Origin of the sequence: Rhodococcus sp. JVH1 (genome assembly GCF_000280725.2) — a bacterium.
GTDB classification, from domain to species: Bacteria; Actinomycetota; Actinomycetes; order Mycobacteriales; family Mycobacteriaceae; genus Rhodococcus_F; species Rhodococcus_F jostii_A.
Window position 1 is genome coordinate 5,579,084 of sequence record NZ_CP166289.1, and the last position, 24,187, is coordinate 5,603,270.

26 protein-coding genes and 1 tRNA gene are annotated in these 24,187 nt (G+C 68.0%); 10 read left to right on the forward strand and 17 right to left on the reverse strand.

The features are described from left to right. Genes JVH1_RS25845 through JVH1_RS25860 form a run of 4 tightly spaced genes read right to left on the reverse strand, consistent with a single transcriptional unit; the run spans position 1 to position 4,309 of the window. Positions 1 to 879 (reverse strand): LysR family transcriptional regulator, encoded by an 879-nt coding sequence (locus JVH1_RS25845; RefSeq protein WP_009474955.1) that lies wholly within the window; start codon positions 877 to 879, stop codon positions 1 to 3. 47 nt (positions 880 to 926) lie between these two features. Beyond that, complete coding sequence (locus tag JVH1_RS25850; RefSeq protein ID WP_009474954.1) at positions 927 to 1,688, reverse strand: crotonase/enoyl-CoA hydratase family protein; 762 nt, start codon at positions 1,686 to 1,688, stop codon at positions 927 to 929. Between the two features lie 12 nt (positions 1,689 to 1,700). After that, entirely contained in the window at positions 1,701 to 2,744 is a 1,044-nt protein-coding gene (locus tag JVH1_RS25855; RefSeq protein WP_009474953.1) for an MBL fold metallo-hydrolase, read from the reverse strand. Then, a complete protein-coding gene (locus JVH1_RS25860) occupies positions 2,741 to 4,309 on the reverse strand; it encodes a long-chain-fatty-acid--CoA ligase (protein ID WP_009474952.1) in 1,569 nt (522 codons plus the stop codon). The genes JVH1_RS25855 and JVH1_RS25860 overlap by 4 nt, the downstream gene beginning before the upstream one ends. A gap of 167 nt (positions 4,310 to 4,476) precedes the next feature. Here JVH1_RS25860 and JVH1_RS25865 point away from each other — a divergent pair, with 167 nt between their 5' ends. Together JVH1_RS25865 and JVH1_RS25870 are read left to right on the forward strand one after the other, a co-directional pair. Continuing rightward, positions 4,477 to 4,842: a helix-turn-helix transcriptional regulator gene (locus tag JVH1_RS25865; protein WP_005251569.1), complete on the forward strand. Its 366-nt coding sequence runs from the start codon at positions 4,477 to 4,479 to the stop codon at positions 4,840 to 4,842. Between the two features lie 8 nt (positions 4,843 to 4,850). Continuing rightward, complete coding sequence (locus tag JVH1_RS25870; protein WP_043778965.1) at positions 4,851 to 6,047, forward strand: CaiB/BaiF CoA-transferase family protein; 1,197 nt, start codon at positions 4,851 to 4,853, stop codon at positions 6,045 to 6,047. A 54-nt stretch (positions 6,048 to 6,101) separates the two neighbouring features. On the opposite strand, the gene JVH1_RS25875 is transcribed toward JVH1_RS25870, so the two are convergent. The 8 genes from JVH1_RS25875 to JVH1_RS25910 all read right to left on the reverse strand — a co-directional run bounded on the left by JVH1_RS25875 (position 6,102) and on the right by JVH1_RS25910 (position 12,297). Beyond that, positions 6,102 to 6,530 (reverse strand): hypothetical protein, encoded by a 429-nt coding sequence (locus JVH1_RS25875; protein WP_005251571.1) that lies wholly within the window; start codon positions 6,528 to 6,530, stop codon positions 6,102 to 6,104. Between the two features lie 191 nt (positions 6,531 to 6,721). Further along, on the reverse strand, positions 6,722 to 7,324 hold the full coding sequence (locus JVH1_RS25880; RefSeq protein ID WP_009474949.1) for a hypothetical protein: 603 nt from the start codon (positions 7,322 to 7,324) through the stop codon (positions 6,722 to 6,724). A gap of 182 nt (positions 7,325 to 7,506) precedes the next feature. Beyond that, on the reverse strand, positions 7,507 to 8,577 hold the full coding sequence (locus JVH1_RS25885; protein ID WP_009474948.1) for a methyltransferase domain-containing protein: 1,071 nt from the start codon (positions 8,575 to 8,577) through the stop codon (positions 7,507 to 7,509). A gap of 51 nt (positions 8,578 to 8,628) precedes the next feature. Then, the gene (locus JVH1_RS25890; RefSeq protein WP_029539254.1) at positions 8,629 to 9,423 is read right to left on the reverse strand and encodes an energy-coupling factor ABC transporter ATP-binding protein; all 795 of its coding nucleotides are present in this window, start codon (positions 9,421 to 9,423) and stop codon (positions 8,629 to 8,631) included. Next, a complete protein-coding gene (gene cbiQ, locus JVH1_RS25895; RefSeq protein WP_009474946.1) occupies positions 9,420 to 10,184 on the reverse strand; it encodes a cobalt ECF transporter T component CbiQ in 765 nt (254 codons plus the stop codon). Before cbiQ ends, JVH1_RS25890 begins: the two co-directional genes overlap by 4 nt. A gap of 2 nt (positions 10,185 to 10,186) precedes the next feature. Then, positions 10,187 to 10,549, reverse strand: a complete 363-nt coding sequence (locus JVH1_RS25900) for a PDGLE domain-containing protein (protein WP_009474945.1) — start codon at positions 10,547 to 10,549, stop codon at positions 10,187 to 10,189. Next, positions 10,546 to 11,241, reverse strand: a complete 696-nt coding sequence (locus tag JVH1_RS25905; RefSeq protein WP_037197029.1) for an energy-coupling factor ABC transporter permease — start codon at positions 11,239 to 11,241, stop codon at positions 10,546 to 10,548. The genes JVH1_RS25900 and JVH1_RS25905 overlap by 4 nt, the downstream gene beginning before the upstream one ends. 129 nt (positions 11,242 to 11,370) lie before the next feature. Next, positions 11,371 to 12,297: a DNA-3-methyladenine glycosylase gene (locus JVH1_RS25910; protein WP_009474943.1), complete on the reverse strand. Its 927-nt coding sequence runs from the start codon at positions 12,295 to 12,297 to the stop codon at positions 11,371 to 11,373. A gap of 72 nt (positions 12,298 to 12,369) precedes the next feature. Here JVH1_RS25910 and JVH1_RS25915 point away from each other — a divergent pair, with 72 nt between their 5' ends. Together JVH1_RS25915 and JVH1_RS25920 are read left to right on the forward strand one after the other, a co-directional pair. Then, the gene (locus JVH1_RS25915; RefSeq protein WP_043778951.1) at positions 12,370 to 12,909 is read left to right on the forward strand and encodes a ribonuclease H; all 540 of its coding nucleotides are present in this window, start codon (positions 12,370 to 12,372) and stop codon (positions 12,907 to 12,909) included. A gap of 61 nt (positions 12,910 to 12,970) precedes the next feature. After that, positions 12,971 to 13,846, forward strand: coding sequence for an amidohydrolase family protein (locus tag JVH1_RS25920; protein ID WP_009474941.1), 876 nt, complete (start codon positions 12,971 to 12,973; stop codon positions 13,844 to 13,846). Positions 13,847 to 14,613: 767 nt separating this feature from the next. On the opposite strand, the gene JVH1_RS25925 is transcribed toward JVH1_RS25920, so the two are convergent. After that, positions 14,614 to 14,686: transfer RNA gene (locus tag JVH1_RS25925), tRNA-Arg, on the reverse strand. A 71-nt stretch (positions 14,687 to 14,757) separates the two neighbouring features. On the opposite strand from JVH1_RS25925, the gene JVH1_RS25930 reads away from it, so the two are divergent. Beyond that, entirely contained in the window at positions 14,758 to 15,528 is a 771-nt protein-coding gene (locus JVH1_RS25930) for a dienelactone hydrolase family protein (protein WP_009474938.1), read from the forward strand. On the opposite strand, the gene JVH1_RS25935 is transcribed toward JVH1_RS25930, so the two are convergent. Then, complete coding sequence (locus JVH1_RS25935) at positions 15,529 to 15,786, reverse strand: hypothetical protein (RefSeq protein WP_009474937.1); 258 nt, start codon at positions 15,784 to 15,786, stop codon at positions 15,529 to 15,531. It lies immediately after the preceding gene. A gap of 176 nt (positions 15,787 to 15,962) precedes the next feature. On the opposite strand from JVH1_RS25935, the gene cycA reads away from it, so the two are divergent. Continuing rightward, positions 15,963 to 17,441 carry a D-serine/D-alanine/glycine transporter gene (gene cycA, locus JVH1_RS25940; protein WP_009474936.1) on the forward strand — a complete coding sequence of 493 codons (1,479 nt, stop codon included), beginning with the start codon at positions 15,963 to 15,965 and terminating at the stop codon, positions 17,439 to 17,441. Positions 17,442 to 17,554: 113 nt separating this feature from the next. Further along, positions 17,555 to 18,343 (forward strand): M23 family metallopeptidase, encoded by a 789-nt coding sequence (locus JVH1_RS25945; RefSeq protein WP_009474935.1) that lies wholly within the window; start codon positions 17,555 to 17,557, stop codon positions 18,341 to 18,343. Between the two features lie 4 nt (positions 18,344 to 18,347). On the opposite strand, the gene JVH1_RS25950 is transcribed toward JVH1_RS25945, so the two are convergent. Further along, positions 18,348 to 18,608, reverse strand: coding sequence for a hypothetical protein (locus JVH1_RS25950; RefSeq protein WP_005251602.1), 261 nt, complete (start codon positions 18,606 to 18,608; stop codon positions 18,348 to 18,350). Between the two features lie 118 nt (positions 18,609 to 18,726). Here JVH1_RS25950 and JVH1_RS25955 point away from each other — a divergent pair, with 118 nt between their 5' ends. Then, positions 18,727 to 20,235 carry a glutamate-cysteine ligase family protein gene (locus JVH1_RS25955; protein WP_009474934.1) on the forward strand — a complete coding sequence of 503 codons (1,509 nt, stop codon included), beginning with the start codon at positions 18,727 to 18,729 and terminating at the stop codon, positions 20,233 to 20,235. Positions 20,236 to 20,253: 18 nt separating this feature from the next. Here JVH1_RS25955 and JVH1_RS25960 read toward each other — a convergent pair whose 3' ends face one another. Continuing rightward, positions 20,254 to 21,435: a globin domain-containing protein gene (locus JVH1_RS25960; protein ID WP_009474933.1), complete on the reverse strand. Its 1,182-nt coding sequence runs from the start codon at positions 21,433 to 21,435 to the stop codon at positions 20,254 to 20,256. 1 nt (position 21,436) lies between these two features. After that, positions 21,437 to 21,913, reverse strand: a complete 477-nt coding sequence (locus JVH1_RS25965; protein WP_009474932.1) for an Rrf2 family transcriptional regulator — start codon at positions 21,911 to 21,913, stop codon at positions 21,437 to 21,439. Between the two features lie 249 nt (positions 21,914 to 22,162). Between JVH1_RS25965 and JVH1_RS25970 the strand changes: the two genes are divergently transcribed. Both JVH1_RS25970 and JVH1_RS25975 read left to right on the forward strand, forming a co-directional pair. After that, positions 22,163 to 23,047, forward strand: coding sequence for a universal stress protein (locus tag JVH1_RS25970; protein ID WP_009474931.1), 885 nt, complete (start codon positions 22,163 to 22,165; stop codon positions 23,045 to 23,047). Positions 23,048 to 23,119: 72 nt separating this feature from the next. Then, entirely contained in the window at positions 23,120 to 24,160 is a 1,041-nt protein-coding gene (locus JVH1_RS25975; RefSeq protein ID WP_011595049.1) for an LLM class F420-dependent oxidoreductase, read from the forward strand. Positions 24,161 to 24,187 lie beyond the last annotated feature (27 nt).

Consider the following 24,187-nt stretch of genomic DNA (forward strand, 5'->3'; position numbering starts at 1 on the left):
TCACTCGGGTGCCGGTGTTCGGGTGGCCTGTGCGATCGCGACGAACGCCGAGGCCGCCGGTGATCCCGGCCCGGACCGCTGGACGAGACCGACGGGGCGGGTCAGCTTCGGCGTCATCGACCGGATCGAGACCCCGCGCAACTGTTCCTCGGCGACGAGGCGGGGGAGGACGGTGGCCCCCGCGCCGCGCATCACCAGCTCCCACGTGGCGCCCGGGTGCGTGCAGTCGATGACGACGTTCGCGGGCTCGCCGACGAGGTCGGTGATCAGCGCCGCGTCGCTCTTGTCCCCGAGATCCTGAACGAGCGGAATGTCGCGGACGGCCGAGCGGGGCACCGGATCGGGGAGGGTCTCGGCGAGTGCATCGGGCAGGGCGAGTACCAGCTCCTGGTCGCCGATGGGGACCGAGCGCAGCGCGCTGTGGTCGACGGACAGGTCGATCACCCCGAGTTCGGCCTCGCCGCGGCGCAGGGCGCCGAGGACGCCGGTGGGGCCGTCGGCGTCGATGATGCGGACCGTCACGCGGGGGTACTGCTCCCGGAACCGGCGCACCAGGTCGACGATCGGATCGATCGAGAACGCCGCGTACGTGACGACGTCGACACGGCCGGACACGAGTTCGCGCACGGCGGCGACCTTGGCCTTGGCCCGCTCGACGTCGGCGAGGATTCGGCGGGCGGCGACGTCGAGGGTGCGGCCGTCCTCGGTCAGCTCGAGACGCCGCCCGGTGCGGTCGAACAGGGTGACACCGAGGCGGCGTTCGAGTGTGCGGATCGCCTGCGAAAGCGACGGTTGCGAGATGTAGAGGGACTGCGCGGCCCTGGTGATCCCGCCGTGATCGACTACCGCGACGAAGTAGGTGACGAGATGCAGGTCCACGCGGTCATCGTACGGAAGCCGTGATGCGGGCTGTGCCGATCATGCGACTAGCGGCCACGCCATACCGGCGGGCGCTTCTCCGCGAAGGCGCGCGCACCCTCCTGGGCGTCCTCCGAAGCGAACACCGGATCGAGGAAGCGGCGTTGCCCGGTGAACGCGTCGGGGTCGGTGTAGTTGGCGGACATCGCGACGACCTGCTTGGTGGCGCGCACCGCGAGGGGACCGTTGGCGGCGACCCGTGCCGCCAGTGCACGGGCGGTGTCGAGGGCCTGCCCGGGTTCGGTGAGCCGGTTGACGAGTCCGTGCGCGTGCGCCACCTCGGCGGTGAGGGGGTCGCCGGTGATCGCCATCTCCATCGCGATCGGGTACGGCAGCACCTTCGGCAGTCGCAGCAGGCCACCTGCGGCGGCGGCGAGCCCCCGCTTGACCTCGGGGATGCCGAACTTGGCGTCGCGGGCGGCGACGATCAGATCGGCCGACAGCGCCAATTCGCAGCCGCCGGCCAGGGCCCAGCCCTCCACCGCGGCGATGAGCGGCTTCGTCGGCGGGGCCTCCGTGATCCCGCCGAAGCCGCGGCCGGGCAGCGACGGCCGCTCCCCGCGGGTGAACGCCTTCAGATCCATCCCCGCACAGAACGTTCCCCCGGCGCCGGTGAGGATCGCGATCGTCAGGTCGGGCCGCGCCTCGAACTCGTCGATCGCGGCGGCGAGTGCCTTGGCGACCTCGAGGTCGACGGCGTTCTTCGCCTCCGGCCGGTTCAGGGTGATGACGGCGACGCCGTCGGAGAATTCGGTGAGAACCACGCTCATGGGGTGTCTTCCTTACGGTGTCGGGGTCCAGCGTTCGGGGTGCCCGCCGAGTGAGCGGATGCTCCCGCGGTCGGCCAGAACGAGCAGGTGGGCATGGGTTTCGCGGACCGCGAGGCGGAGCAGGCGGTCGGACATGGATTCGAACGGCCGCGACCACGAGATGTGTTGCGAGATCTCCCACGCCGTCGATTCGGGGTGCACGCCCAGGGCGTCGACGATTTCGGCGAAGCGTTCCTCGTGATGACCCATCAGTTGCCGGGCGCGGTCGGCGATGCCCCGGAAGCGGTACTCGTGGGCCGGCAGCACCTCGCCGTCGGGCATGGCGGTGGTGGCGTGCAGCGACAGCAGGTAGCGGTGCAGCGGGTTCTCCAGTTCGCCGGGGACCGTGGAGATGTTGGGACTGATGCGGGGCAGCATGTGGTCGCCGCTGAACATCAGCCCGTGGGTGTCGTCGACGAAGGTCAGGTGACCGGGAGTGTGCCCCGGGGTCCAGACCGCCCGCAGATCCCAGCCCGGCAGGTCGAGCGGAGTGCCGTCACCGAGCACGACGTCCATGGACTCGCCCGCTCCCAGGCGAACGAGGTCGACGCGGGCGGCCGCGAGGATGTCGGTGGGGGCCCCGAGTTGGGCGAGCTGGGTGTTCCACAGTTGTTCGTCGCAGGCGGCGTCCTCCGGCGAATGGTGGCCGAGCAGTGCGGCATCCGCGCCGTGCATCGCGAGCGCGGCCCCGCTGACCTCCCGCAGCCGCGGCGCGAGACCGAAGTGGTCGGGATGGAGATGGGTGACGGCGGCGTACCGGACGTCGGTCACGTGGTGCCCGGTCTCGGCGATACCGTCGACGAGGGCCCGCCAGGATTCCTCGGAATCCCAGCCGACGTCGATCAGGGCGAGACCGTCGGGCAGCGCGAGCGCGTAGATCAGGACGTAGCGCAACGGGTTTCGCGGCATCGGAACCGGGATCGACCACAATCCCGGTCGTACCTGTTCGACCGGTGGCAGGACGCCGCGGGCCCAGGCCTCGCGCTGGACGGTACCGACGTCTTCGGTGACGATCACGACGGCACCTCCGTGGCGCGGAGTCCTTCGCGCAGGGTGCGTTTGAGGATCTTGCCGCTCGCTCCGCGCGGAAGTTCGGCGACGTAGACGATCTCCCGCGGCTTCTTGTACGACGCGAGCCGGGCGGCGGTGAACGCGATCAGGTCCTGCTCGTCCGGTTGGTCCGCCGGATCGACGAGCCGGACGACCGCCGTCACGGACTCACCCCACGTCCGGGGCGGCTCGCCGACCACTGCCACCTCGGCGACCGCCGGATGCTCGGCGAGCACCGATTCGACCTCGATGGGGTACACGTTCTCGCCTCCCGTGATGATCATGTCCTTCACCCGGTCGGTGACGAACAGGTAGCCCTCCTCGTCGATGTGCCCGGCGTCGCCGGTGCGCAGGAAACCGTCGTGGGTGAGCAGTTGCGCGGTCTCGTCGGGCCGCCGCCAGTAGCCCGCGACGTTGTTGCGTGAGCGGCACACGATCTCCCCGGATTCGCCCACCGGGAGCCGGGCGCCGGTGACCACGTCCCGGATCTCGATCTCGACACCGGGCATGGGTTTGCCGGCGGAGCGCAGCAGGTGCGCGCGTTGCCCGGACGGGTCGTGGTCCTCGACGGCGAGGGCGGTGACCGAGCCCGTCGTCTCCGTCATTCCGTAGCGCTGCACGAATCCACAGCCGAGGCGATCGATCGCTCGCCGGAGCAGAGTGGTGGTGATCGGCGCCGACCCGTAGGCCACCAGTTCGAGGCTCGACACGTCGAAGCGGTCGAGGTCGGGCACGTCGAGGAGCATCTGAATGGTCGACGGAACCAGGAAGGCGTGGGTGATCCGGTGCCGTTCGACGAGTTCGGCGACCTGCCGGGCGTCGAACGCGCCGAGCATCACCACGTGGACGCCGGCCGACAGACATGTGCTCAACCAGCCGGCACCCGCGATGTGGAGCAGAGGCATGGCGTCGAGTGCCACCGAGCCGGGCTTCCAGCGATAGATCAGCAGGCCCTCCGGCTCGTTGTGCAGGTTGCGATGCGTCGCGACCACGCCCTTCGGGAAGCCCGTCGTGCCCGATGTGTAGAGCTGCAGCACCTCGGCGTCGGGGTCGTCCCCGAGACCCGGATCGGTGGCGGTGCCCGACATGACCAGCCGGTCCCACGTCCAGGTGCCGGGCCGAAGAACGTCGCTGTCGGCGGCGTCGACGATCACCACGACCACACTCGGGAGCGCGTCGCGAACGGCGTCCGCGGCGGCAGCGAATTCGGATTCGACGATGAGCACCTGGAGCTGGGCATCGACCGCGATCGCGGCGGCCTCGGCGGCCGGGAGTCGCCAGTTGAGCGGGACGAACACCAGCCCCGACTTGGCGGCGGCCACGAACGTCTCGACCCCCTCGGTGCGCATCCGCAGCAGTGCCCCGACCCGGCCGCCGCCGGATGTCAACGCCGACAGCGCGGTTGCGATCCGATTGGTCCGCCAGTCGAGCTCCGCGTACGTCAGCGTGGTGTCACCACACGTCACCGCCGGTGCTCCGGGCCGTTCTGCGGCATGGTGCCGCACGCGCTGGGGAAGATGCAGACCGCTCACATCACGCTCCTCGATGACTCGTCGACGCCGCCGGGAACCGGGTGACGCGTGCTGCCAGTCGACCACCCGTGTGAGGCCGGAAACAAAGTCACAGAGCCGAACGGACAGTGAGGAATCGCCTATGGATGCCGGGCTGAGCGGCCTCTCGGCGTTTGTAGACTGGCGTGATGGCCGCCACCCCCGCCCTGAACCCCGAGGACGTTCAGCGTGCTGCGGCGGCACTGCACACTCCCGACATCGACGGGTGGGCCAATCGGTTCGAACTGCTGTCCGACGGCAACCGCCTCCGACTGCTGCTGTGCCTGCACCACGCCCCCGACATCTGCGTCGGCGACCTGGCGGCAGCACTCGACATGACCGGCACCGCCGTCTCGCACGCGCTTCGACTGCTCCGCAACCAGGGGTGGGTGTCGGCGACGCGGGACGGTCGCTCGATGCGGTACCGGCTCACCGACGACACCGTGCACGAACTGCTGCACACGATCGGGGCCACGCACTATCACAATCACACGGGTGCCGAAGAGGAAAGGTGAATCCCGACATGGAGAACGACCCCGGACTGCTGCCGCTCGACGGCATCACCGTCGTGGCACTCGAGCAGGCCGTGGCCGCTCCGCTCGCCACCCGCCATCTCGCGGACATGGGTGCGCGGGTCATCAAGATCGAGCGCGTCGGTGAGGGAGACTTCGCCCGCAACTACGACGACGCGGTGTTCGGGCAGGCCTCGCATTTCGTGTGGCTGAATCGGTCGAAGGAGTCGCTCGGCGTCGACCTGAAGTCCGAGGTGGGTCGGGACACCGTCGCGAAGCTGATCGCGAAGGCCGACGTCTTCATCCAGAATCTCGCCCCCGACGCCGCCGACCGTCTGGGGTTCGGCGCCGACGAGTTGCGCGCCGACCACGAAGAACTGATCGTCGTGAACATGTCGGGCTACGGATCGGCGGGGCCGCGGCGCGAACGCAAGGCGTACGACATGCTGGTCCAGGCCGAAACGGGGATGATCTCGGTGACCGGCACCCCCGACACCGCAACCAAGACGGGTGTTCCGGTCTCCGACATCGCGGCGGGAATGTACGCGATGACGTCAGTCCTCGGAGCCCTGTTCCGACGGTCACGAACCGGGGTGGGGGCGCGGATCGACGTGTCGATGTTCGATGCGACCGCCGAGTGGCTGGGCCACCCGATGTACATGAAGATGTACGGCGACAAGCAGATCCCGCGCGTCGGGCTCGGTCATGCGGCGATCGTCCCGTACGACTCGTACCCCACCCTCGACGGGCAGATCCTCATCGGTGTCCAGAACGACCGCGGGTGGCGGCAACTGGTGACCGACGTGTTCAAACGCCCCGAACTCGCCGACCATCCCCGGTTCGCGACCAACATGCTGCGCGTGCAGCACCGCGCCGAGGTGGACGCCCTCGTCGCCGAGGAGACTCAACGCTTCACGAGCGCGGCTCTCGACCAGGCGCTCGCGGATTCCGGGATCCCGGCGGCGGAGCTCAACGACATGGGCGGGCTGATCGAGCATCCGCAGCTGGATCAGCGCGACCGCTGGCGTGACATCGGCACCGAGGGCGGACCGATCAGGGCGATGCTGCCCCCGATGACGTTCTCCGACGTGGAGATGCGGATGGGCGACGTGCCCGCGCTCGGCGCGCACACCGATCGGATCCTCGGTGAACTGGGCTGGTCGGCCGACGATATCGCGACGATGCGCGACCAGGGCGTCGTCGGCTGACGACGCGCCGCAGCCCCGGCCCGAGTGAGGCCGGGGCTGCAGCTCGCTCTTCGCTCAGGGTGTGGCGAAGAACTGCTCTACGGCCGGCTGTGCGTTGGGATTACCCACACCGATGCCGATGACGGCGCCGGCGATGGTGCCGACCACTGCGCCGACGATGCAGCCGGCAATGAAGTTCGGGAAGATCGACACGCACCCGATGGCCATGCCCACGTTGGAACCGATCGCCATGCCCTGCAGGCCCGCGTTGTTCCAGCCGGTATTGATCTCGTTGGTCATCTTGTCGAAGGCGTCCTGCTTCACTTCGTTCTCCGGGAAGAACTGTTCGGCCACCTGGCTGCTGCCGCCGTCGGCTGCCGGGGTCATCAACGGCTGCGACCAGTCGATTCCCTGAGGTGCGGGATCGGCATACGCAGTGCCCGCCCCGACGGCCATCGCGGAGACGACGAATATGGACAATGCCAGAGTTTTCAAGAGTTTCATGGAAATTCCCACCATGTCGTAGGACGAACACGGCCCCCACCTGAGTGCACCGAACATCGTTGTGCGTGGACCATATTCGCTGGAAAACCGGAACGGCTACATGCATATGTGGGTGCGCGGTGATGCTCCCCGTGTGCGAACTAACCCATAGCCCTCCCGAAATCGTCTTCGGAGTCGGACGGAAAGCCCCGCTACGGGGTTCCGAGGAATTCGTAAACCGCTGGTGGCGCAGCGGGGTTCGCGTTGCTGATACCCGTGACGGCGCCGATCGCTGCGCCCACCGCGGCACCGGGGAGGCACCCGCCGAGGATGAGGAAGATGCACCCGACGACGAATCCGATACCTGCGCCGATCGCGGTCGCGGTCCCGCCGCCGTTGTCCCAGCCGATCTGCAGCTGCTCGACCATGTTGTTGTACGCCGAATCCTTGTCGACCGGGGTGAGGGCCAGTGTTCCCGCGACAGGGGTCGTCGTGGGTGTCAGGTTCAGGAACCGGCCGGCGTCGGTGATGAGCGGATCGATCGCGAACTGCACACCGGCGATCGAATAGCGCAGGGGGATCGTGCCCACCGGGGTGCCCGAATCGTTGACGATGTCGACGGCGGCGGCCGTCCGCGACAGGGTGAAGTGCCCGGCGTCGAGTGCCGTGCCGACCGATCGGCCGTCGGCGCTCAGGCTGGTGTGCGAGATGACGGCCTGGTCGGCGGGAGTGGGGGCGGCATACGCGGTACCCATTCCGACACACAGGGTGGCGATCAGCAGCGCTGCCGGTGCTGTCACTCTATGCAGTTTCATGGTGTTTCCCATGCGTAGTAGCGGATGACAAACGACAAATCTGGTTCGACCTGGCGCTTCACAGTTGCCCCGACCGGCGAAAGCGTCCGTAACCTGCCTACTGCAGACATCTTCCCCCTTCGGATGCCCCAGTTTTCGGCCTTTCCGCAAAATACGTGCGTACCGGGGTGCCGGTGCAGGGGTTACACCGTGAGCCGGTAGAACCGGAAGAACGCGAAATCCTCGATCGGGAGGACGTCCATGGTGCCGAAACCGGCCGCCTCGGCGTAGCCGCGCAATGTGCTCGGGCGCATGACCGTTCCGGTGCCCGCGCTGGGTGTGTGGTTCATGCCGTCCGGAAGGCACACGGTGAGGCTGAATCCGTACATCAGCCGCTCGACGTCGCTGCCCGGCGCGGAGAACTCGTCGTCCACCGCCTCGTCCATCACGATCATCGCGCCGCCGGGAACCAGTGCCTTGCGGACCGCGGACAGCACGTCGACGGGCGCGGGCATGTCGTGGATGCACTCGAACGCGAACGCCGCGGTGTAGCTGCTCTCGGGGATCCCGGCCGCATCCGATTCGGTGATCGTGATCCGATCGGCGACATCCGGCCGCTCGCGCACATTGGACCTCGCGAGTTCGACGGTCGCGGTGTCGATGTCGTAGCCGTGGAGCCGGGCGTCCGGGTAGGCACGCGCGAGTGCGATCGTGGACCAGGCGCCGCCGCATCCGACGTCGGCGATGGTGGCACCGGGCGTCCGGAGCAGTGCGTCCACCTCGGGAACCGATGCCAGCGCACCGGGAAGAACCTGCTCGTACCACGGCCGATTCATGTCGGCCTGCGACTCACGGGCATCCGCGCCGTACTGTGCCCAACCCACACCGCCGCCCGTGCGGTACGCCTCCAGCAACGCGGGCATCTGCGTGGTCGCGGCGACGAAGATCCGCGCCAGCGGTGCAAGATAGTTGAGACTCTGCTCGTCGGTGAGCACTTCGGCGGCGCCGGCCGGAAGCGTGAACGTCGGTGGCTCCGAATCGTCGAGGGTGAGAAGTCCCGACACGGCCTGCTGTTCGAGCCATTCCCGCGCGTACCGCGGATGGGTGGAGGTGCGTTCCGCCAGTTGGTCCGCGGTCGCCGGACCGTCCGACGCGAGACTGCGGTACCAGCCGAGACGGTCGCCCAGATGGACGGCGAGGAGGTCGATCGCCCCGAGCGATGCGTCGAAAATGCGCTGGGACACGGCCCCGGCGTCGGCTTCGGGTATGGACATCGCTGACCTCCGGTGGGGAGTGCGGGCGAAGCTTCGTCTCCCCATCGTGGGCTACCCGATCGGCGGTGTCACGGATCGTTCGCCGGGCGAATGAGGGTCGGTCGCGGGAAGCCGGAAACCCCAGGGCAACTCGAGACGATGCTCGGCGAGCAGCGCGGGGTCGCCCAGCAGTTGCAGGACCGGACCGTCCGCCACCAGGTGTCCCTCGTCGAGGATCACCGCGCGCGTGCACAACTGGGCGGCATACGGCAGGTCGTGCGTGACGAGCAGGTGCGTGGTGTCGATACCCAGGAGGACGTCGGCAAGTTCGCGTCGGGCGACGGGGTCGAGATTGCTCGACGGCTCGTCCAGTACGAGGACGTCCGGGGCGCACGCGAGGACCGTCGCCAGCGCGACGCGGCGACGCTGACCCACCGACAGGTGCGCGGGATTGCGATCCGAATGTGCCGTCATGTCCACGGCCGCCAGCGCGTCGTGCACCCGCTCGTCGAGCGCGGTCCCGGTGACCCCGAAATTGACCGGACCGAACGCGACGTCCTGCGCGACGGTCGGCATGAACAACTGGTCGTCGGGGTCCTGGAAGACGATGCCGACGCGGCGCCGGACCTCCCGCACCGTGTCCCGGGACGCCCCCCGCGACAGCTCCAGCCCGCCCACGGTGACACTGCCCTCGGTGGCCGTCAGAATGCCGTTGAGGTGCAACATCAGTGTGGTCTTCCCCGCCCCGTTCGGACCGAGGACGGCCACCCGCTCGCCGGCCTCCACCGTGAGGTCGATCCGGTGCAGCGCGGCCCTGCCGTCCGGGTACGCGAACGAGACGCCCTCGAGATGCACGGCCGCGGTCATCGGAGCACCCACGCCGTGACACAGATCCCCACCGCGCACACGGCGGGCACCAGCCCCGCCCGCCACATCGCAGCGGTCGCCGGGGGCGCGCCGATCGTGGGAACGGAACCCGTGAATCCCCGCGACAGCATGGCCAGGTGGACGCGCTCGCCGCGCTCGTAGGACCGCACGAACAAGCCCCCGACGCCCCGGGCGGTGGCACCGATCTGCCGGAACGTCCGGGGGTCGTCGCCGCGGGCGAGCCGGGCGGTGCGCATCCGCTCGGCCTCGGCGGTCAGTAGGTCGAGGTAGCGCAGCATCAGCACCAGGATCGTGGTGAGCATCGCGGGCACGCGCAGCCGCGCCAGACCCAACGGCAGGTCCCGGGCCGGCGTCGTCGCGGCGAGTGTCAGGGAGATCAGGACGCCGAGCGTGCCCTTCGCGAGAATGCCCCAGGCGGCGTAGAGGCCCGCGACCGACAGCGACAGTCCGAGGACGGTGACGCGCCCACCGCCCTCGGCGAACGGCAGGAGCAGCGCGAGCGTCACGAACGGCAACTCGATCAGCATCCGCGGCCCGATCCACGTGAGCGCAATGCCGGCGATCCGCCAGATCACGATCAGGACCGCGAGATACCCGGCGAACGCCCAGAACGCCTCGCGAGGTGTCGCGACCACCGCGAAGACGAAGACGACGGCGCAGACGATCCCGACCTCGGCCGGCAGCCGGTGCACGGGGGACGTGCCGTCGAGGTAGAGCGGATGGGCGTGGCCGGCTCCCACGGTCAGGGGCTCGTTCGGTTCCGGCGCACGCGGGCGAGCAGCCAGAACAGGCCACCCGCGACGACGAACGTGGCGGTCGCGCCGATCACGCCCGCGACCCCGGTGAGATGCGACCGGCCGCCCACCGTGTAGTCGGCGAGCGGCGAGTCCGACAACGGATGGGCGGATGCGTTCTGGGCGATGCAGTCACCCACGAGTGTCTCCCCGGTATCGGTTTCCACGGTCTCGCACCCGCGCGTGGTCGCGGCATCCAGACCGTCCGGACTCGAGCTGGCGAGGTACGAGACCGCGCCGGCGACGAGCAACGCCACCAGCGCGAACCCGAGGAGGAATCGGCGCAGCGAGACCGGCGACGACGTGCTCATGCCCGCACCTCGACTCGGCGGGGCGCCGTCCGCAGCAGGTACACGAGGTCGGGGCGCGCCTTCGCGACCGCCGTCACCGTGACGGCGGTGATGAGGCCTTCGCCGATGCCGATCAGCACGTGCGCCCCGAGGATGTAGGCCGCCACCGCGCCCAGCGACGTCGAATCTCCGGACGTCGCATGACCGCCGATCGCGTATTCGAGGACGAAGCCCATCGACGCCGCCACCGTTCCGCACAGTGCCGCGGCGAACGCGAGCCCACCGAGGATCCGGAAGTGCAGTCGCTGCTGTCGCATCACGAGCGGGCGCAGGGCGACCGCGACGCCGTAGCCGACGACCACCCCGATGATCGCCATGTTGGTGATGTTCGCTCCGAGCGCCGTCAGCCCACCGTCGGCGAACAGCAGGGCCTGCACGATCAGCACGATCGAGACGCAGAGCATGCCGGTGTAGGGGCCGACGAGGATGGCGGCGAGCGCGCCGCCGAGGAGGTGCCCGCTCACACCGGGAAGGATCGGGAAGTTGACCATCTGGACCGCGAAGATGAAGGCCGCCACGAGACCGGCCATCGGGGCGGTGCGTTCGTCGAGTTCCGAGCGCGCACGCCACGCGGCGATCGACAGTCCCGCCACCGCCACCACGACGAACAGCAGGGAGGTCGGCGCATTGATCAGGCCGTCGCTCATGTGCATTGCCACGGGTTCCACGGCGTCTCCTCCGGCTGGCAGCTGATCCTTCGAAGTCTAGTTTCTCGTATGAACACTTGAACAGGTGTTCATGGGTACCGGTAGACGCGCTCGGGGGTCTCCGCGGATCCCGGGTCAGTGCCAGGTGTGGTCGACGAGTGCCGTGCGGGGCCCGAACTTGGGTTTGACGGCCTGTCCGCTCACCACCAGCAGGCGTACCGCGCGATGGCGGTGCGGCTGCAGCGGAGCCAGGTACTCCACCATCTCGGCGTCGTCGAGGGGCTTGCCGAGCAGCGACCACCCCACCATCGCGGCGAGGTGATAGTCGCCGACCGACAGGGCGTCGGGGTCGCCGAGCGCACGCTGCGACACCTCGGCGGCCGTCCAGATCCCGACGCCGGGGACGGACATCAGCCGGCGATTCGCTTCCTCGCGGGGGAGGTCGACGATTTTCTCGAGCCGGTCGGCGACCTGCGCGCAGCGGACGATCGTCCGGGACCGGTTGGGGTCGACGTTGGCCCGGTGGAACTCCCACGACGGAACCCGCCGCCACACATCCGCGGTCGGGGGCAGTCGCATCCCGTCCGGGGCGGGACCGGGCGCGGGTTCGCCGAACTTCCACACGAGCCGCCGCCACGACGCGAACGCGGCCAGGCCGTGCACACGCTGCTCGAGGATCGCGGGAACGAGGGCCTCCATCACCCGGTCGGTGCGGCCGAGGCGCAGGTGCGGGAATCGGCGGTGGGCCTCGGCGAGGATCGGATGGTCGGGGGCGAAGTCCGCGCAGTCGTCGTGATCGCCGACGAGGCGGCCCAGTCCGGCGGACAACTCGTGGGCGCCCGCACCCCACGCCTGACAGCGCACCGAGTGGCGGTCGACCTGGGTGAGGCGATACGTGACCGGGCCCGACTTCTGCACCGACGTCCGCCAGATCGAGCCGTCGGCCGTCCGGCGGTGGCAGGGGTCGCCCTTGCCGCGTTGCAGTGGCTGCAACGACATGGCGACGTCCAGGGGACGTCGCGCGGTCACGGTGGTCTCGACCACCTCCAGCGAAACCGTCATCGAATGCAGCGTATCCACTCCGAAGGCGACCGCTACCGGCGGATGTCGGAGCGCGCACGTAAAGTCCCAGCCATGATCATCGTGAGTACCGACGGATCCTGTCTCCGCAACCCCGGTGGGGCGATCGGCTGGGCATGGGTCAATCACGAGGGTCCCAGCCAATCGGGTGGCGAACCCTCCGGGACCAATCAGATCGCCGAGCTGCGGGCCTTGCTCGAAGCGATCACCGCGCATCCCGGGGAAGATCCGTTGCTGATCGAGTCCGATTCCCAGTACGCCATCAAGTGCGCGTCGGAGTGGCTGCCCGGTTGGAAGCGCAAAGGCTGGAAGACGGCGGGTGGTGCTCCCGTCAAGAACCTCACACTGGTGCAGTCCATCGACCGGGCCATCAGCGAACGGCCCGGGCCCGTGCGTTTCCGCTGGGTTCGCGGGCACGTCGGCAACCACTACAACGAGATGGCCGACGTCCTCGCCGGCGAGGCGGCCCGCGCCGTCGCCTCCGGTGCGCTCGCGCCGGCGCCGGCGCCGGTCTCTGTCCCTGTCCCCGCGCCTGCACCGGCAGCCGTCGCGCCGTCCACCCCCGAAGCCGAGGACGCGTTCACGCTGTTCTGAGGCGGCCCCTGTTCTGATCTGCCGGGGTTCTGCGTCCGGCACCGTGTCGAGGAGAAGACTGTTGTCCGAGGATCTGCGGGTGCAGGAGTTCTGGCGTGCGCTGGGGCTGCCCGGCATCATCGACGTCCACACCCACTTCATGCCCGCGAACGTGATGGAGAAGGTGTGGAGCTACTTCGACGCAGTCGGTCCCCTCACCGGACGTGAGTGGCCCATCCACTACCGGCACGAAGAGGATGTCCGCGTCGAACACCTCCGTGGGTTCGGGGTCAGGCGGTTCACGTCGATGATCTACCCGCACAAGCCGGAGATGGCCGCGTGGCTGAACCAGTGGTCGGTCGAGTTCGCCGAACAGACCCCCGACTGTCTGCGGACGTCGACGTTCTACCCGGAGGAGTCCGCGGCCACGTATGTCGCCGAGGCGGTCGAGTCGGGGACGCGCGTCTTCAAGTCACACATCCAGGTGGGCGACTACTCGCCGAACGATCCGCTCCTCGACCCCGTGTGGGGTGTACTGCAGGAGTCGGGTGTCCCGGTGGTCATTCATTGCGGGTCGGGGCCGGCGCCCGGCACCTACACGGGCCCCGGCCCGATCGCCGAGTTGCTGTCGCGGTACCCGAGGCTGCACCTGATCATCGCCCACATGGGTCTGCCGGAGTACCGGGAATTCCTGGACTTGGCCGACCGGTACGGCAACGTGTATCTCGACACGACGATGACGTTCACGGACTACACCGAAGCGGCCACACCGTTTCCGCGCGACCAGGTGTACCGGTTGGCGGATCTGCAGGAACGCATCGTGTTCGGCAGCGACTTCCCCAACATCCCGTATCCCTACCTCGACGCACTCGAGGGGCTCACCCGATTCGACCTCGGCGAGCCGTGGCTGCGAGCGGTGTGCCACGACAACGCGGCGCGGCTCTTCGCGATCGACTGACGACCGGGAGTGCCGCGTCGATCCGTTTCCGTGTCACCGTCATTACCGAGGTGGCGCGGCCTCGATCGCAGTGGCATAGACCTCGTCGACTTCGCTGTCGCTGCCGACGCTGAGATACGTACCGTGCCCGACGGTCTCGCCGGGAGCGCCGGCCGGTCGTAATCGCCGTCGTCGCTGAAGACCATGATGGCCGCGTCGCCTCGTCGCAATTCGGAATGCATGATCCAGCCGTTGTCGTCCGGGAATTCGAGGGTGGTCTCGAAACCGAACGCGCGCTCGAGCCAGCGCAGAGCGGCCGGGGCGTCACGGTAGGCGAAATAGGAGTGCAGGGCGGCCGGGCGGTTCTCTGTCGTGGTCATGCGGCGACGATACGAACTATCGCGGTCAGCCACGGTCCGCAATAACCGGCTTCCCGGAATGTCGGTCGGCGCGGATCCCGCTGACCGAGCTACCGTGCGCTAGAAAGGATTCCACCAATTTATGAAGGCGATGTACAGATTGGTCGGGAAGAAGAACTCCCAATCCAATCCCATGTACGGCAGGTCAGGCAGCATGCCGATCATGATCCCGTCCCGTTGTTCGTCAGCGCGGCCAACGGGTGCAGCAGGTTGGCGATCGGCGGTGGGAAAATGTCGATGTCCACCCAGTTCATGGGACTCTCCTCGGGTCGTCCCGACCTACCCGGCGTATCGGCCGCGGCGTGATCTGCGTTACCGCAGCGGCGGCGCGACAACAGTGTGCAGTGCGGACTGCCGCAGGCAGGAGAGTGCCCTCGGCAGGATTCGAACCTGCGACCTACCCTTTAGGAGAGGGTTGCTCTATCCCCTGAGCTACGAAGGCGCGGTGCACGCGCGGGGCGCACACCGAGGTGAGTGTAGCGGGAATGGTGGTGCGCTCGCGATGGGGAGGGCATGGTTGTCGCAGATGTTCTGGAAGTGACGACGGAACGGGAGACGCACATGTCCGAGATCGACTTGACCGACCTCGCTGCGCGGCACGACGGTTCGCTGAACTTGCACGGTTATCTGGCGAGGCCGTCCGGTGAGGGTCCGTGGCCGGGGGTGGTGATGGTGCACGAGGCGTTCGGCTTGGACGAGGTGATGCGCCGGCAGGCGGACAGGCTGGCGGCTGCGGGGTTTCTGACTTTGGCACCGGATCTGTTCAGTGCGGGCGGTGCGCGACGCTGTCTGGTGTCGACGATGCGGGCGATGCTCTCGGGGAAGGGCCGGGCGTATGGCGACATCGAGGCTGCCCGTCAGTGGTTGTCCGGCTCGTCGGACTGCACGGGGAAGATCGGTGTCATCGGATTCTGCATGGGCGGCGGGTTCGCCCTGATGACCCTGCGCACGGGGTTCGATGCGGCGGCACCGAACTACGGGGTCCTGCCGCGCGACCTCTTCGCGGCCGTGGCGGGTGCGTGCCCGGTGGTCGCCAGTTACGGCGGCAAGGACTTCGCTCTGCGGAATGCGGCGGCCAAGTTGGAGTCGGCGCTGACGAAGGCCGGCGTGGCTCACGATGTGAAGGAGTACCCCACTGCCGGCCACGCGTTCTTGAACGACGAGGTGGCCGGACCGAAGGTGCTGCGCCCCCTGGTGAAGGTCGCGGGGATGGTGCCCGACCCGGAAGCCGCCGCCGACGCGTGGAAGAGGATCGACGGCTTCTTCGGGGAGCACCTGGGTTGATCAGTGGATGTACTGGCGGGCGCTCGACGAGGCGTGCCGGTAGTCGAGTCCGCATGCCCGGACGACCTGCCCGAGACTGAGGTAGCCCTCGACGCTCGTGGCCTTCGCGAATTTGCCGTCGGCCCGCACCGCGACCGTGACGCTGGACGCGACCGAATCGACCCGGGCGAGTTCGTACTCGTCGACGCCGTCGGCGGCCTGAGCCACGCAGGTGACTGCGCCCTGGGCGTACGCGATCTCGATCAGGTCCTCGATCATGTGCAGGCTCCTCGCCTCGAAGTAACGAACTGAGGTTAGCCTTGGCTACTCGACTTCTGTCAAGTCCCTCGATGCGGAATGCCGTCCTCGATCGTGGTTCGCGAGCGGTCCCGGCGTAACGTGACCCACGCTTTCGGACGGTGACAGCAAGGACTGAGAAGGGTTGCAGGTGTTCCATGGCTGACCGCACTTCCTCGACGGGCTCGATCGGATCGGAACCGGGTGATGGCTCAGGGACGGGACCGGCCGGTGAGCCGCATCTCTCCAGGCAGCTCGCCAACCGGCACATCCAGCTGATCGCGATCGGCGGAGCAATCGGCACGGGTCTCTTCATGGGATCCGGGAAGACGATCTCGCTGGCCGGACCGTCGGTGATCTTCGTCTACATGATCATCGGCTTCATGCTGTTCTTCGTGATGCGGGCGATGGGTGAGCTCCTGCTCTCCAACCTGCATTACAAGTCGTTCTCCGACTTCACCGCCGACCTGCTCGGCCCCTGGGCCGGGTTCTTCACCGGGTGGACGTACTGGTTCTGCTGGATCGTCACCGGCATCGCCGACATCATCGCGATCTCCGGTTACGTGCAGTACTGGTGGCCCGACCTCCAGCTGTGGATCCCGGCGCTGGTCGCCATCGCGGCGCTGCTGCTGCTGAACCTGCCGACCGTGCGGGCGTTCGGTGAGACCGAGTTCTGGTTCGCGCTGATCAAGATCATCGCCATCGTCAGCCTCATCGTCGTCGGACTCGTGATGGTGTTCACGCACTTCACGTCGCCCAACGGGTCCGAGGCCGGCTTCGCCAACCTGTGGAACGACGGCGGCATGTTCCCGACCGGGGCGATGGGCTTCGTGGCTGGATTCCAGATCGCGGTCTTCGCGTTCGTCGGTATCGAGCTCGTCGGCACCACCGCGGCCGAGGCGAAGGACCCGGAGAAGAACCTGCCGAAGGCCATCAACTCCATCCCGATCCGCATCCTGCTGTTCTATGTGGTCTCGCTGATCGTGATCATCTCGGTCACGCCGTGGCGTGAGGTCGTGCCCGGCGAGAGCCCGTTCACCGCGATGTTCACTCTCGCCGGTCTGGGGATCGCAGCCGGAGTCATCCAGTTCGTGGTGCTGACGTCCGCGGCGTCCTCGGCGAACTCGGGAATCTATTCGACGTCCCGGATGGTCTACGGCCTCGCACAGGAGGGTGACGCGCCGGGCCGGCTCGGCAGGCTCTCCTCCCGCAAGGTCCCGGCCAATGCGCTGATGTTTTCGTGCGCCTTCCTGCTGTCGGCGATCGCGCTGCTGTTCTCCGGCGACTCGGTCATCGAGGCGTTCACGACTGTGACGACGATCTCATCGGTGCTGTTCATGTTCGTGTGGACGATGATCCTGGCCAGCTACATCGTGTACCGGAAGCGGCGGCCCGAACTGCACGAGGCGTCGAAGTTCAAGATGCCCGGCGGTGTGGTGATGTGCTGGGTTGTCCTGGCGTTCTTCGTGTTCCTCATCTGGGCGCTGACCCAGGAGGCCGACACTCTCGAGGCTCTCCTCGTCACCCCGGTATGGTTCGTCGTGCTCGGGATCGCGTGGGCGGTGATCCGCAGGCGCGCCCCGCACCGCGCCCGCTACGCCGCATTCAAGGCCGAACTCGAGGACCGCCGAACATAAACGTTCGGTAACGGTGGCGCGGACCTATATCGTTTTGTTACATTCGTCGCCAGACAGAGGAGCCAACCCCGGACGGGGAGAGCTGCAATCCGACGACTGACGAGGTATTTACTGTGGGTTCCCACCACCGGGCGAACGGGTCTTCCATTCGCTTCGAGATCGATCCGGACGCGGCGCGCGGACGCCATCGCAACCAGCCGACCGGAGCGGGTGTGGGCATCAAGGCCGCGACTGTTGCGGCCGCCACCGGAGCCATCGTGGTCGGCGCAGCCCAGCTGGGCGCCGGGAACGCTGCTGCCGCCCCCGTCGACTCCCACGAGACGAGCGGCGCGCAGACCCTGCCGGGTCTGCCGTTCGAGATCCCGGCCGGTGTCCTTCCCGCCGGCTTCGAACTGCCCGCCGACCTCGGTGCTGCCGCCCAGAACCTCGGCGGCCCGGACCTCGGCGCTCAGGCGCAGCAGTGGCTGTCCAACGTCAACCCGGTCAAGCCGCACGCGGTTCAGCCGGTGTCGGGCAAGCTGACCTCCAACTTCGGTTCCCGCTGGGGAGCGCACCACGGCGGCATCGACATCGCGGCGCCCATCGGCACCTCGGTGCTCGCGGCGGCCGACGGTCAGGTCATCGACGCCGGCGCGGCATCCGGTTTCGGACTGTGGGTGCGTCTGCTGCACGACGACGGCACCGTCACCGTCTACGGACACGTCAACGACTACACCGTGAGTGTGGGGCAGCGCGTCACCGCCGGGCAGGAAATCGCCCACGTCGGCAACCGCGGCCAGTCCACCGGACCGCACCTGCACTTCGAGGTACACGACGCGAACGGAAACAAGGTCGATCCGGGGCGCTGGCTGCAGGACCGCGGCGTGGCCGTCACCTGGGGCGACGCAGGCGCCAACGCGTAAGGGCCTATTCCGGCTCGAGGTCGTCGTCGTTGCGGAACACGAGTGGTCCGCTGTCGAGGGCGATCGCCCAGCGTCGTGAGACGGCCCAGTCCCGGCCGTACGAATCGTTGCTGATGTCCTGGACGCCGGCGAAGTCGTCGACGATGACGCCGGCCTCCAGGGGCCACTTCTTCTCGGCCAGTTCGTGATCGGCCGAATGCCGCGTTTTCACGCGGGTGCCCACGGAGAACTCCGGCTTCTTCTTGGAGTCGGTGTCAGGCGTCATCTCAAGTCCTTCCGCTCACCAGCGTCTGGTTCGAGGTTAGCCCGCCATCCCGCATTCGCGCGGGATGAACGGATATGCTCCCCCGTGAGCGCAGTTCGACGCGCAGTTGGGGAGTGGTATGGGTCGCGAAGTGACGTCTCGGACATTCACCCGAGCAGACCGGCGCCTGTTCCGGCAGAAGGTGCTCATGTGCGTCGACGCGCTCGAGAGGATGCTGCGGGAGGGAGCGTTCGCCGACGGCGTCGACCCGCCGCGACCCATGCTGGGCATGGAGATCGAGTTCAATCTCGTTCACGCCGACATGACACCCGCGATGTCCAATCTCGCGGTCCTCGAGTCGATCGACGACGACGCCGTGTTCCAGACCGAACTCGGTCAGTTCAACGTCGAGATGAACGTTCGGCCGGGTCCTCTGATCGGTGAGGGGACGTTCGAACTCGAACGCACCCTGCGGGCGTCGCTGCACGTCGCCGACGCGCGGATCCACGGGCACGACGCCCAGCTGGTGATGGTGGGCATGCTGCCGACGCTGCAACTCGAGCACCTCGGCCGGGAGTGGATCACCGCGAATCCCCGCTACGAGCAGCTCAACGATCAGATCTTCGCCGCGCGCGGGGAGGACATCGAACTCGACCTCGAGGGTGTGCCGCTCGAGGGCCGGCTCGCCGAACAGCTGAAGGTGGACGCCAATTCGGTGCTCCCGGAAGCCGCGTGCACGTCGCTGCAGCTGCACCTGCGCGTCGCGCCCGACGAATTCGCCGCACACTGGAACGCCGCGCAGTGCCTGGCCGGTGCCCAGGTGGCCCTCGCCGCGAATGCGCCGTTCATGGCCGGCAAGGCGTTGTGGCACGAATCCCGAATCCCGATCTTCGAGCAGGCCACCGACACCCGTCCGCTGGAGCTGAAGAACCAGGGTGTGCGGCCCCGCGTGTGGTTCGGGGAGCGATGGATCACGTCGGTCTTCGACCTGTTCGAGGAGAACTCCCGATACTTCCCGGCGCTGTTGCCGGAGGTCTCCGACGTCGACCCGGCGGCCGAGCTCGACGCGGGCCGGGTGCCGGACCTCAGCGAACTGCAGATGCACAACGGCACCATCTACCGGTGGAACCGCCCGGTGTACGACAGCGACGACGGCAAGCCGCACCTGCGGATCGAGAACCGGGTGCTGCCCGCGGGCCCGACCGTGCTCGACACGATGGCGAACGCCGCGTTCTACTACGGCGCGCTGCGCGGACTCGTCGAATCGGATCGGCCCGTCTGGTCGCAGATGTCGTTCAATGCGGCCGAGGAGAACCTGCACGCGGGCGCGAAGTACGGCATGGACGCCGAGTTGTACTGGCCCGGTGTCGGCTTCGCGGGCGCCGACGAGCTCGTCCTGCGGCGGCTGCTGCCGATCGCCGACGAGGGGCTCGCCGCGTTCGGGCTGTCCGCGAAGGCCCGCGACCGCTACCTCAGCGTCATCGAGGGCCGGTGCGTCACTCGGCAGACGGGGGCGTCATGGCAGCGTGCGCAGGTGGTCCGGCACGAGAACGCCGGTCTGAGCCGCCCGGAAGCCCTGGCCGCCATGTTGCGTCAGTACGTGGAGAACATGCGTGAGGGCAGCCCCGTCCACACCTGGCCGGTGTGAAGGGCGCCGCCGTGGCTCTCACACGGTGGCCGACCAGCTGTCGGGGCCGAACACCTCGTAGTGGATGTTCTCGGCGGGCACGTCCTTCGCGAGGAGCTCCTCCCGCATTCCGAGCATGAACGGCAACGGACCGCACAGGTAGGCACGCGTGCCGGGCGCGATCGCGACCTCGCCGAGGTCCGCGCGTCCCTCCCGCAGGCTGCCCTCGGGACGCCGGGCGCCCAGGTCTTCGTACCAGCGGTGCATCACCGCGAACGGCAGACGTTCCACCAGTTCGGTCAGCTCCGCGCGGTGCGCGTGACTGCTCGCGGACCGGTCGGCGTGGAGCACCGAGATCGGTCGGCTGTCCTCGGTGTCGGCGAGGTGGCTGAGCATTCCGATCATCGGCGTGCACCCGATTCCCGCGGACACGAGCAGCAGCGGCGCGTCGTCGTCCTGCAGGACGAGATCGCCGAACGGCGTCGACACCGTCACGATGTCGTCTTCGAAGACGTTCTGGTACAAGAAGTTCGACACTTCGCCCGCTCGTTTCACCGAGATCCTCCAGTCGCCGCGTGACGGGGCCGACGACAGGCTGTACTGGCGGATCTGACGCGCGCCGTCCGGCAGGTGCACCGCCACGGACAGGTACTGCCCCGGAGCGAACGACGGGAGCGGCGAGCCGTCGAGGGACGTGAGCACGAACGACACCGTGTCGGCGGACTCGTGGCGGCGCTCGCGGACCCGCACGTCCCGCCACACGTCACCGACCGCCACTCCCGCCGAGGCGTAGAGGCCGGCCTCCATCGCGATCAGGGTCTCCGCCATCAGCCAGTACACCTCGTCCCAGGCCGCAGCGACCTCGGGAGTGACGGCGTCCCCGAGGACCTCGACGATGGCCGCGAACAGGTGCGTGTGCACGATCGCGTACTGCGAGGGCTCGATCCCCAGTGAGGCGTGCTTGTTCGCGATTCTCGACAGGATGAGGTCGACGCGCGCCTGATCGGGCTCGAGTTGGAGTGCCGCGAACGCGGCGATCGCTCCGGCCAGCGCTTTCTGCTGCTCGCCCTGTTTCTGATTTCCGCGGTTGAACAGGTCACGTTCGAGTTCGGGGTGCGCGTCGAACATCTTGCGGTAGAACAGCGTCGTGATGTCCGAGATCGCGGCGCCGACCACGGGCAGGGTGGCGCGGATGACGTCCGTCGAGGTGGGCGAGAGCATGTCATTCTCCGATCGTTCGGGAAATCTGGGAAGTTGTGGCGGCGGTTACGCGCGGGAGGGCGAGCAGCACGGTTCCGGTGGGGGACCGGGTGAGGTCTTCGATGGTGAGCGTGTCCAGCGACTCGAAGAACGCGTTCTGCGCGCGTCGCAGCGCCGACCGCAGCAGACACCCCGATCGCAGCGGGCACGGTTGGGCGCCGTCGCAGTCGACGACCTCCGCATCGCCTTCGAGTCGGCGGGCGAGCCAGCCGACGGACGCGGTGCGCCCGAGTTCGGTGATGGCCAGGCCGCCCGCGCGTCCCCGGCGTGCGTCGACGATGCCGAGTTCACTCAGCCGGGTAATGACCTTGGCGGCGTGGGCGTACGACACCGACAGTTCCTCGGCGATCGCCCGGCTCCCCGGTCGTTCGCCGTCCCCGGCGACGGCCAGTCGCATGACGACCCGCAGTCCGAGGTCGGTGAACTGTGTGAGTTGCATGACCCGAACGTAGTTTAATTCTCATCCTGGATACCACATTTGTGACCGACGTCGCTCCGATGGAACTTGATCGAAAAATGCAGCGGCCCAGTATTATTCGTGTTGGGCATACGACCCCACCTTCTCATCATCGCCGAAGTCGGGCGCCGCGGCTACGGGCGGAGAGCCCGAGATGGTAGGGACTTAAGTCCCTCGTCGAAAGGCGAAGGGCGGCAGACGCGAAGCGGAAGCCGGGGATAGTGTGAAGTCATGAGCACACGGGACCGCAACAGCGTCGTCGTCGGTGTCGACGGATCGGACACCTCGAAGTCCGCTGTTCGGGTGGCCGCCGAACTGGCCACCGAACGTGGACTGAACCTGAAGATCATCCACGCACTCGATTTCGCTCCGTACGGGTTCGGCGGTCCCTACATGGATTCGGGCGGCGTGTACGAGTGGGTGGAAGCGAGCGGCAAGGCGGTTCTCGCCGAAGCGCAGGAGCAGGCGTTCGCGGTCAATCCCATCATCGACGTCCACACCGAACTGTCGATCGGCAGCAGCGCCCAGTGGCTCGTCGACCTGTCCGAGAACGCCCGGATCGTGGTGGTCGGCGCGTCCGGGTCCGGAGCGGCCGCCACCGCACTGCTCGGGAACACGGCGATCAACGTCACCAGCCACGCGCACTGCCCGGTCGTCGTGGTCCGCGGCGACGCCCACGCCGGCGGGCCCGTCGTGGTCGGCGTCGACGGCAGCCCCACCAGTGAGCGGGCGATCTCGGTGGCCTTCCAGGAGGCGTCGCTGCGGAATGCGCCGTTGGTGGCGGTCCACGTCTGGAGCGATCTCGGACCGAAAGCGTTCGAGGACCCGCGGGCCGCGGCGCTCGTGCCGGAGGGACTCGAGGAGGACGAACATGCCGTTCTCGCCGAGAGCCTTGCCGGCTGGCAGGAGAAGTACCCCGACGTGCAGGTCACCCGGGAGGTGTACATCGACAATCCGCGGGCGCGATTGCTCGAGTGGTCGAAGAAGGCGCAACTGCTGGTGGTCGGCAGCCGGGGGCGCGGAGGATTCAAGGGGATGCTGCTCGGATCGACCAGTAACAGCCTGGTCGGTGGTGCGCATTGCCCGGTAGTCGTCGTGAGGCCTGCACGTCCCTGATGCGGTTGTTCGCAGTAGTGTCTGGGTTGAAGCAGGAACAGGTTGCAGATAACGCCAGGATTGGGGAACGACGTGCGCATTGGTATGGGCTTGAATTACAGCGGCGGTTTCGCCGAGACGGTCGACGAGGTCGCCGACCTGGAGAAAGCCGGGCTCGACATCGCGTTCGTGCCCGAGGCCTACTCGTTCGACGCGGTGAGCCAGATCGGCTACCTCGCCGCCAAGACCACGACACTCGAACTCGCGTCGGGCATCTTCCAGATCTACACCCGTACACCCAGCCTGACCGCCATGACGGCCGCCGGCCTCGACTTCGTGTCGGACGGACGCTTCGTGATGGGCCTCGGCGCTTCCGGCCCGCAGGTGATCGAGGGCTTTCACGGGGTCAAGTACGACGCCCCGCTCGGGCGCACCCGCGAGGTCGTCGAGATCTGCCGCAAGGTGTGGCGCCGCGAGAAGGTCGAGTTCCAGGGCAAGTACTACCAGATTCCGCTGCCCGCGGAGAAGGGCACCGGGCTGGGCAAGCCGCTGAAGATCATCAACCACCCTGTGCGTGATCGCATCCCGATCGTCATCGCCTCGCTCGGACCGAAGAACGTGGAGCTCACCGCCGAGATCGCCGAGGGCTGGGAACCCATCTTCTACCACCCGGAGAAGGCGGCGAGCGTGTGGGGCGAGCCCCTGGCCAAGGGCAAGGCGAAGCGCGACCCGAGCCTCGGTGAGCTGCAGGTCTTCGCGTCGCCCGCCCTCGCCATCGGCGACGACGTCGAGCACATGCTCGACTGGGTCCGCCCGGGCCTGGCGCTGTACATCGGCGGCATGGGCGCGAAGGGCAAGAATTTCTACAACGACCTCGCGGTCCGGTACGGCTACGAGAAGGAAGCCGAGACCATCCAGGACCTCTACCTGTCGGGCAAGAAGGACGAGGCCGCCGCCGCGGTGCCGGACGATCTGGTGCGGGCCGTGTCGCTGATCGGTCCGGAGAGCTACGTCGCGGAGCGGGTGGCCGCCTTCGCCGAGTCCGGGGTCACCACGCTCACCGTCACCCCGCTCGCCGCGGATCGTGCGGGACGCGTCGCGTTGGTCGAGAAGCTCCGCAAGATCTGCGGGTAGCCCCCTAAACCCAGCAGTGCCCAGCCG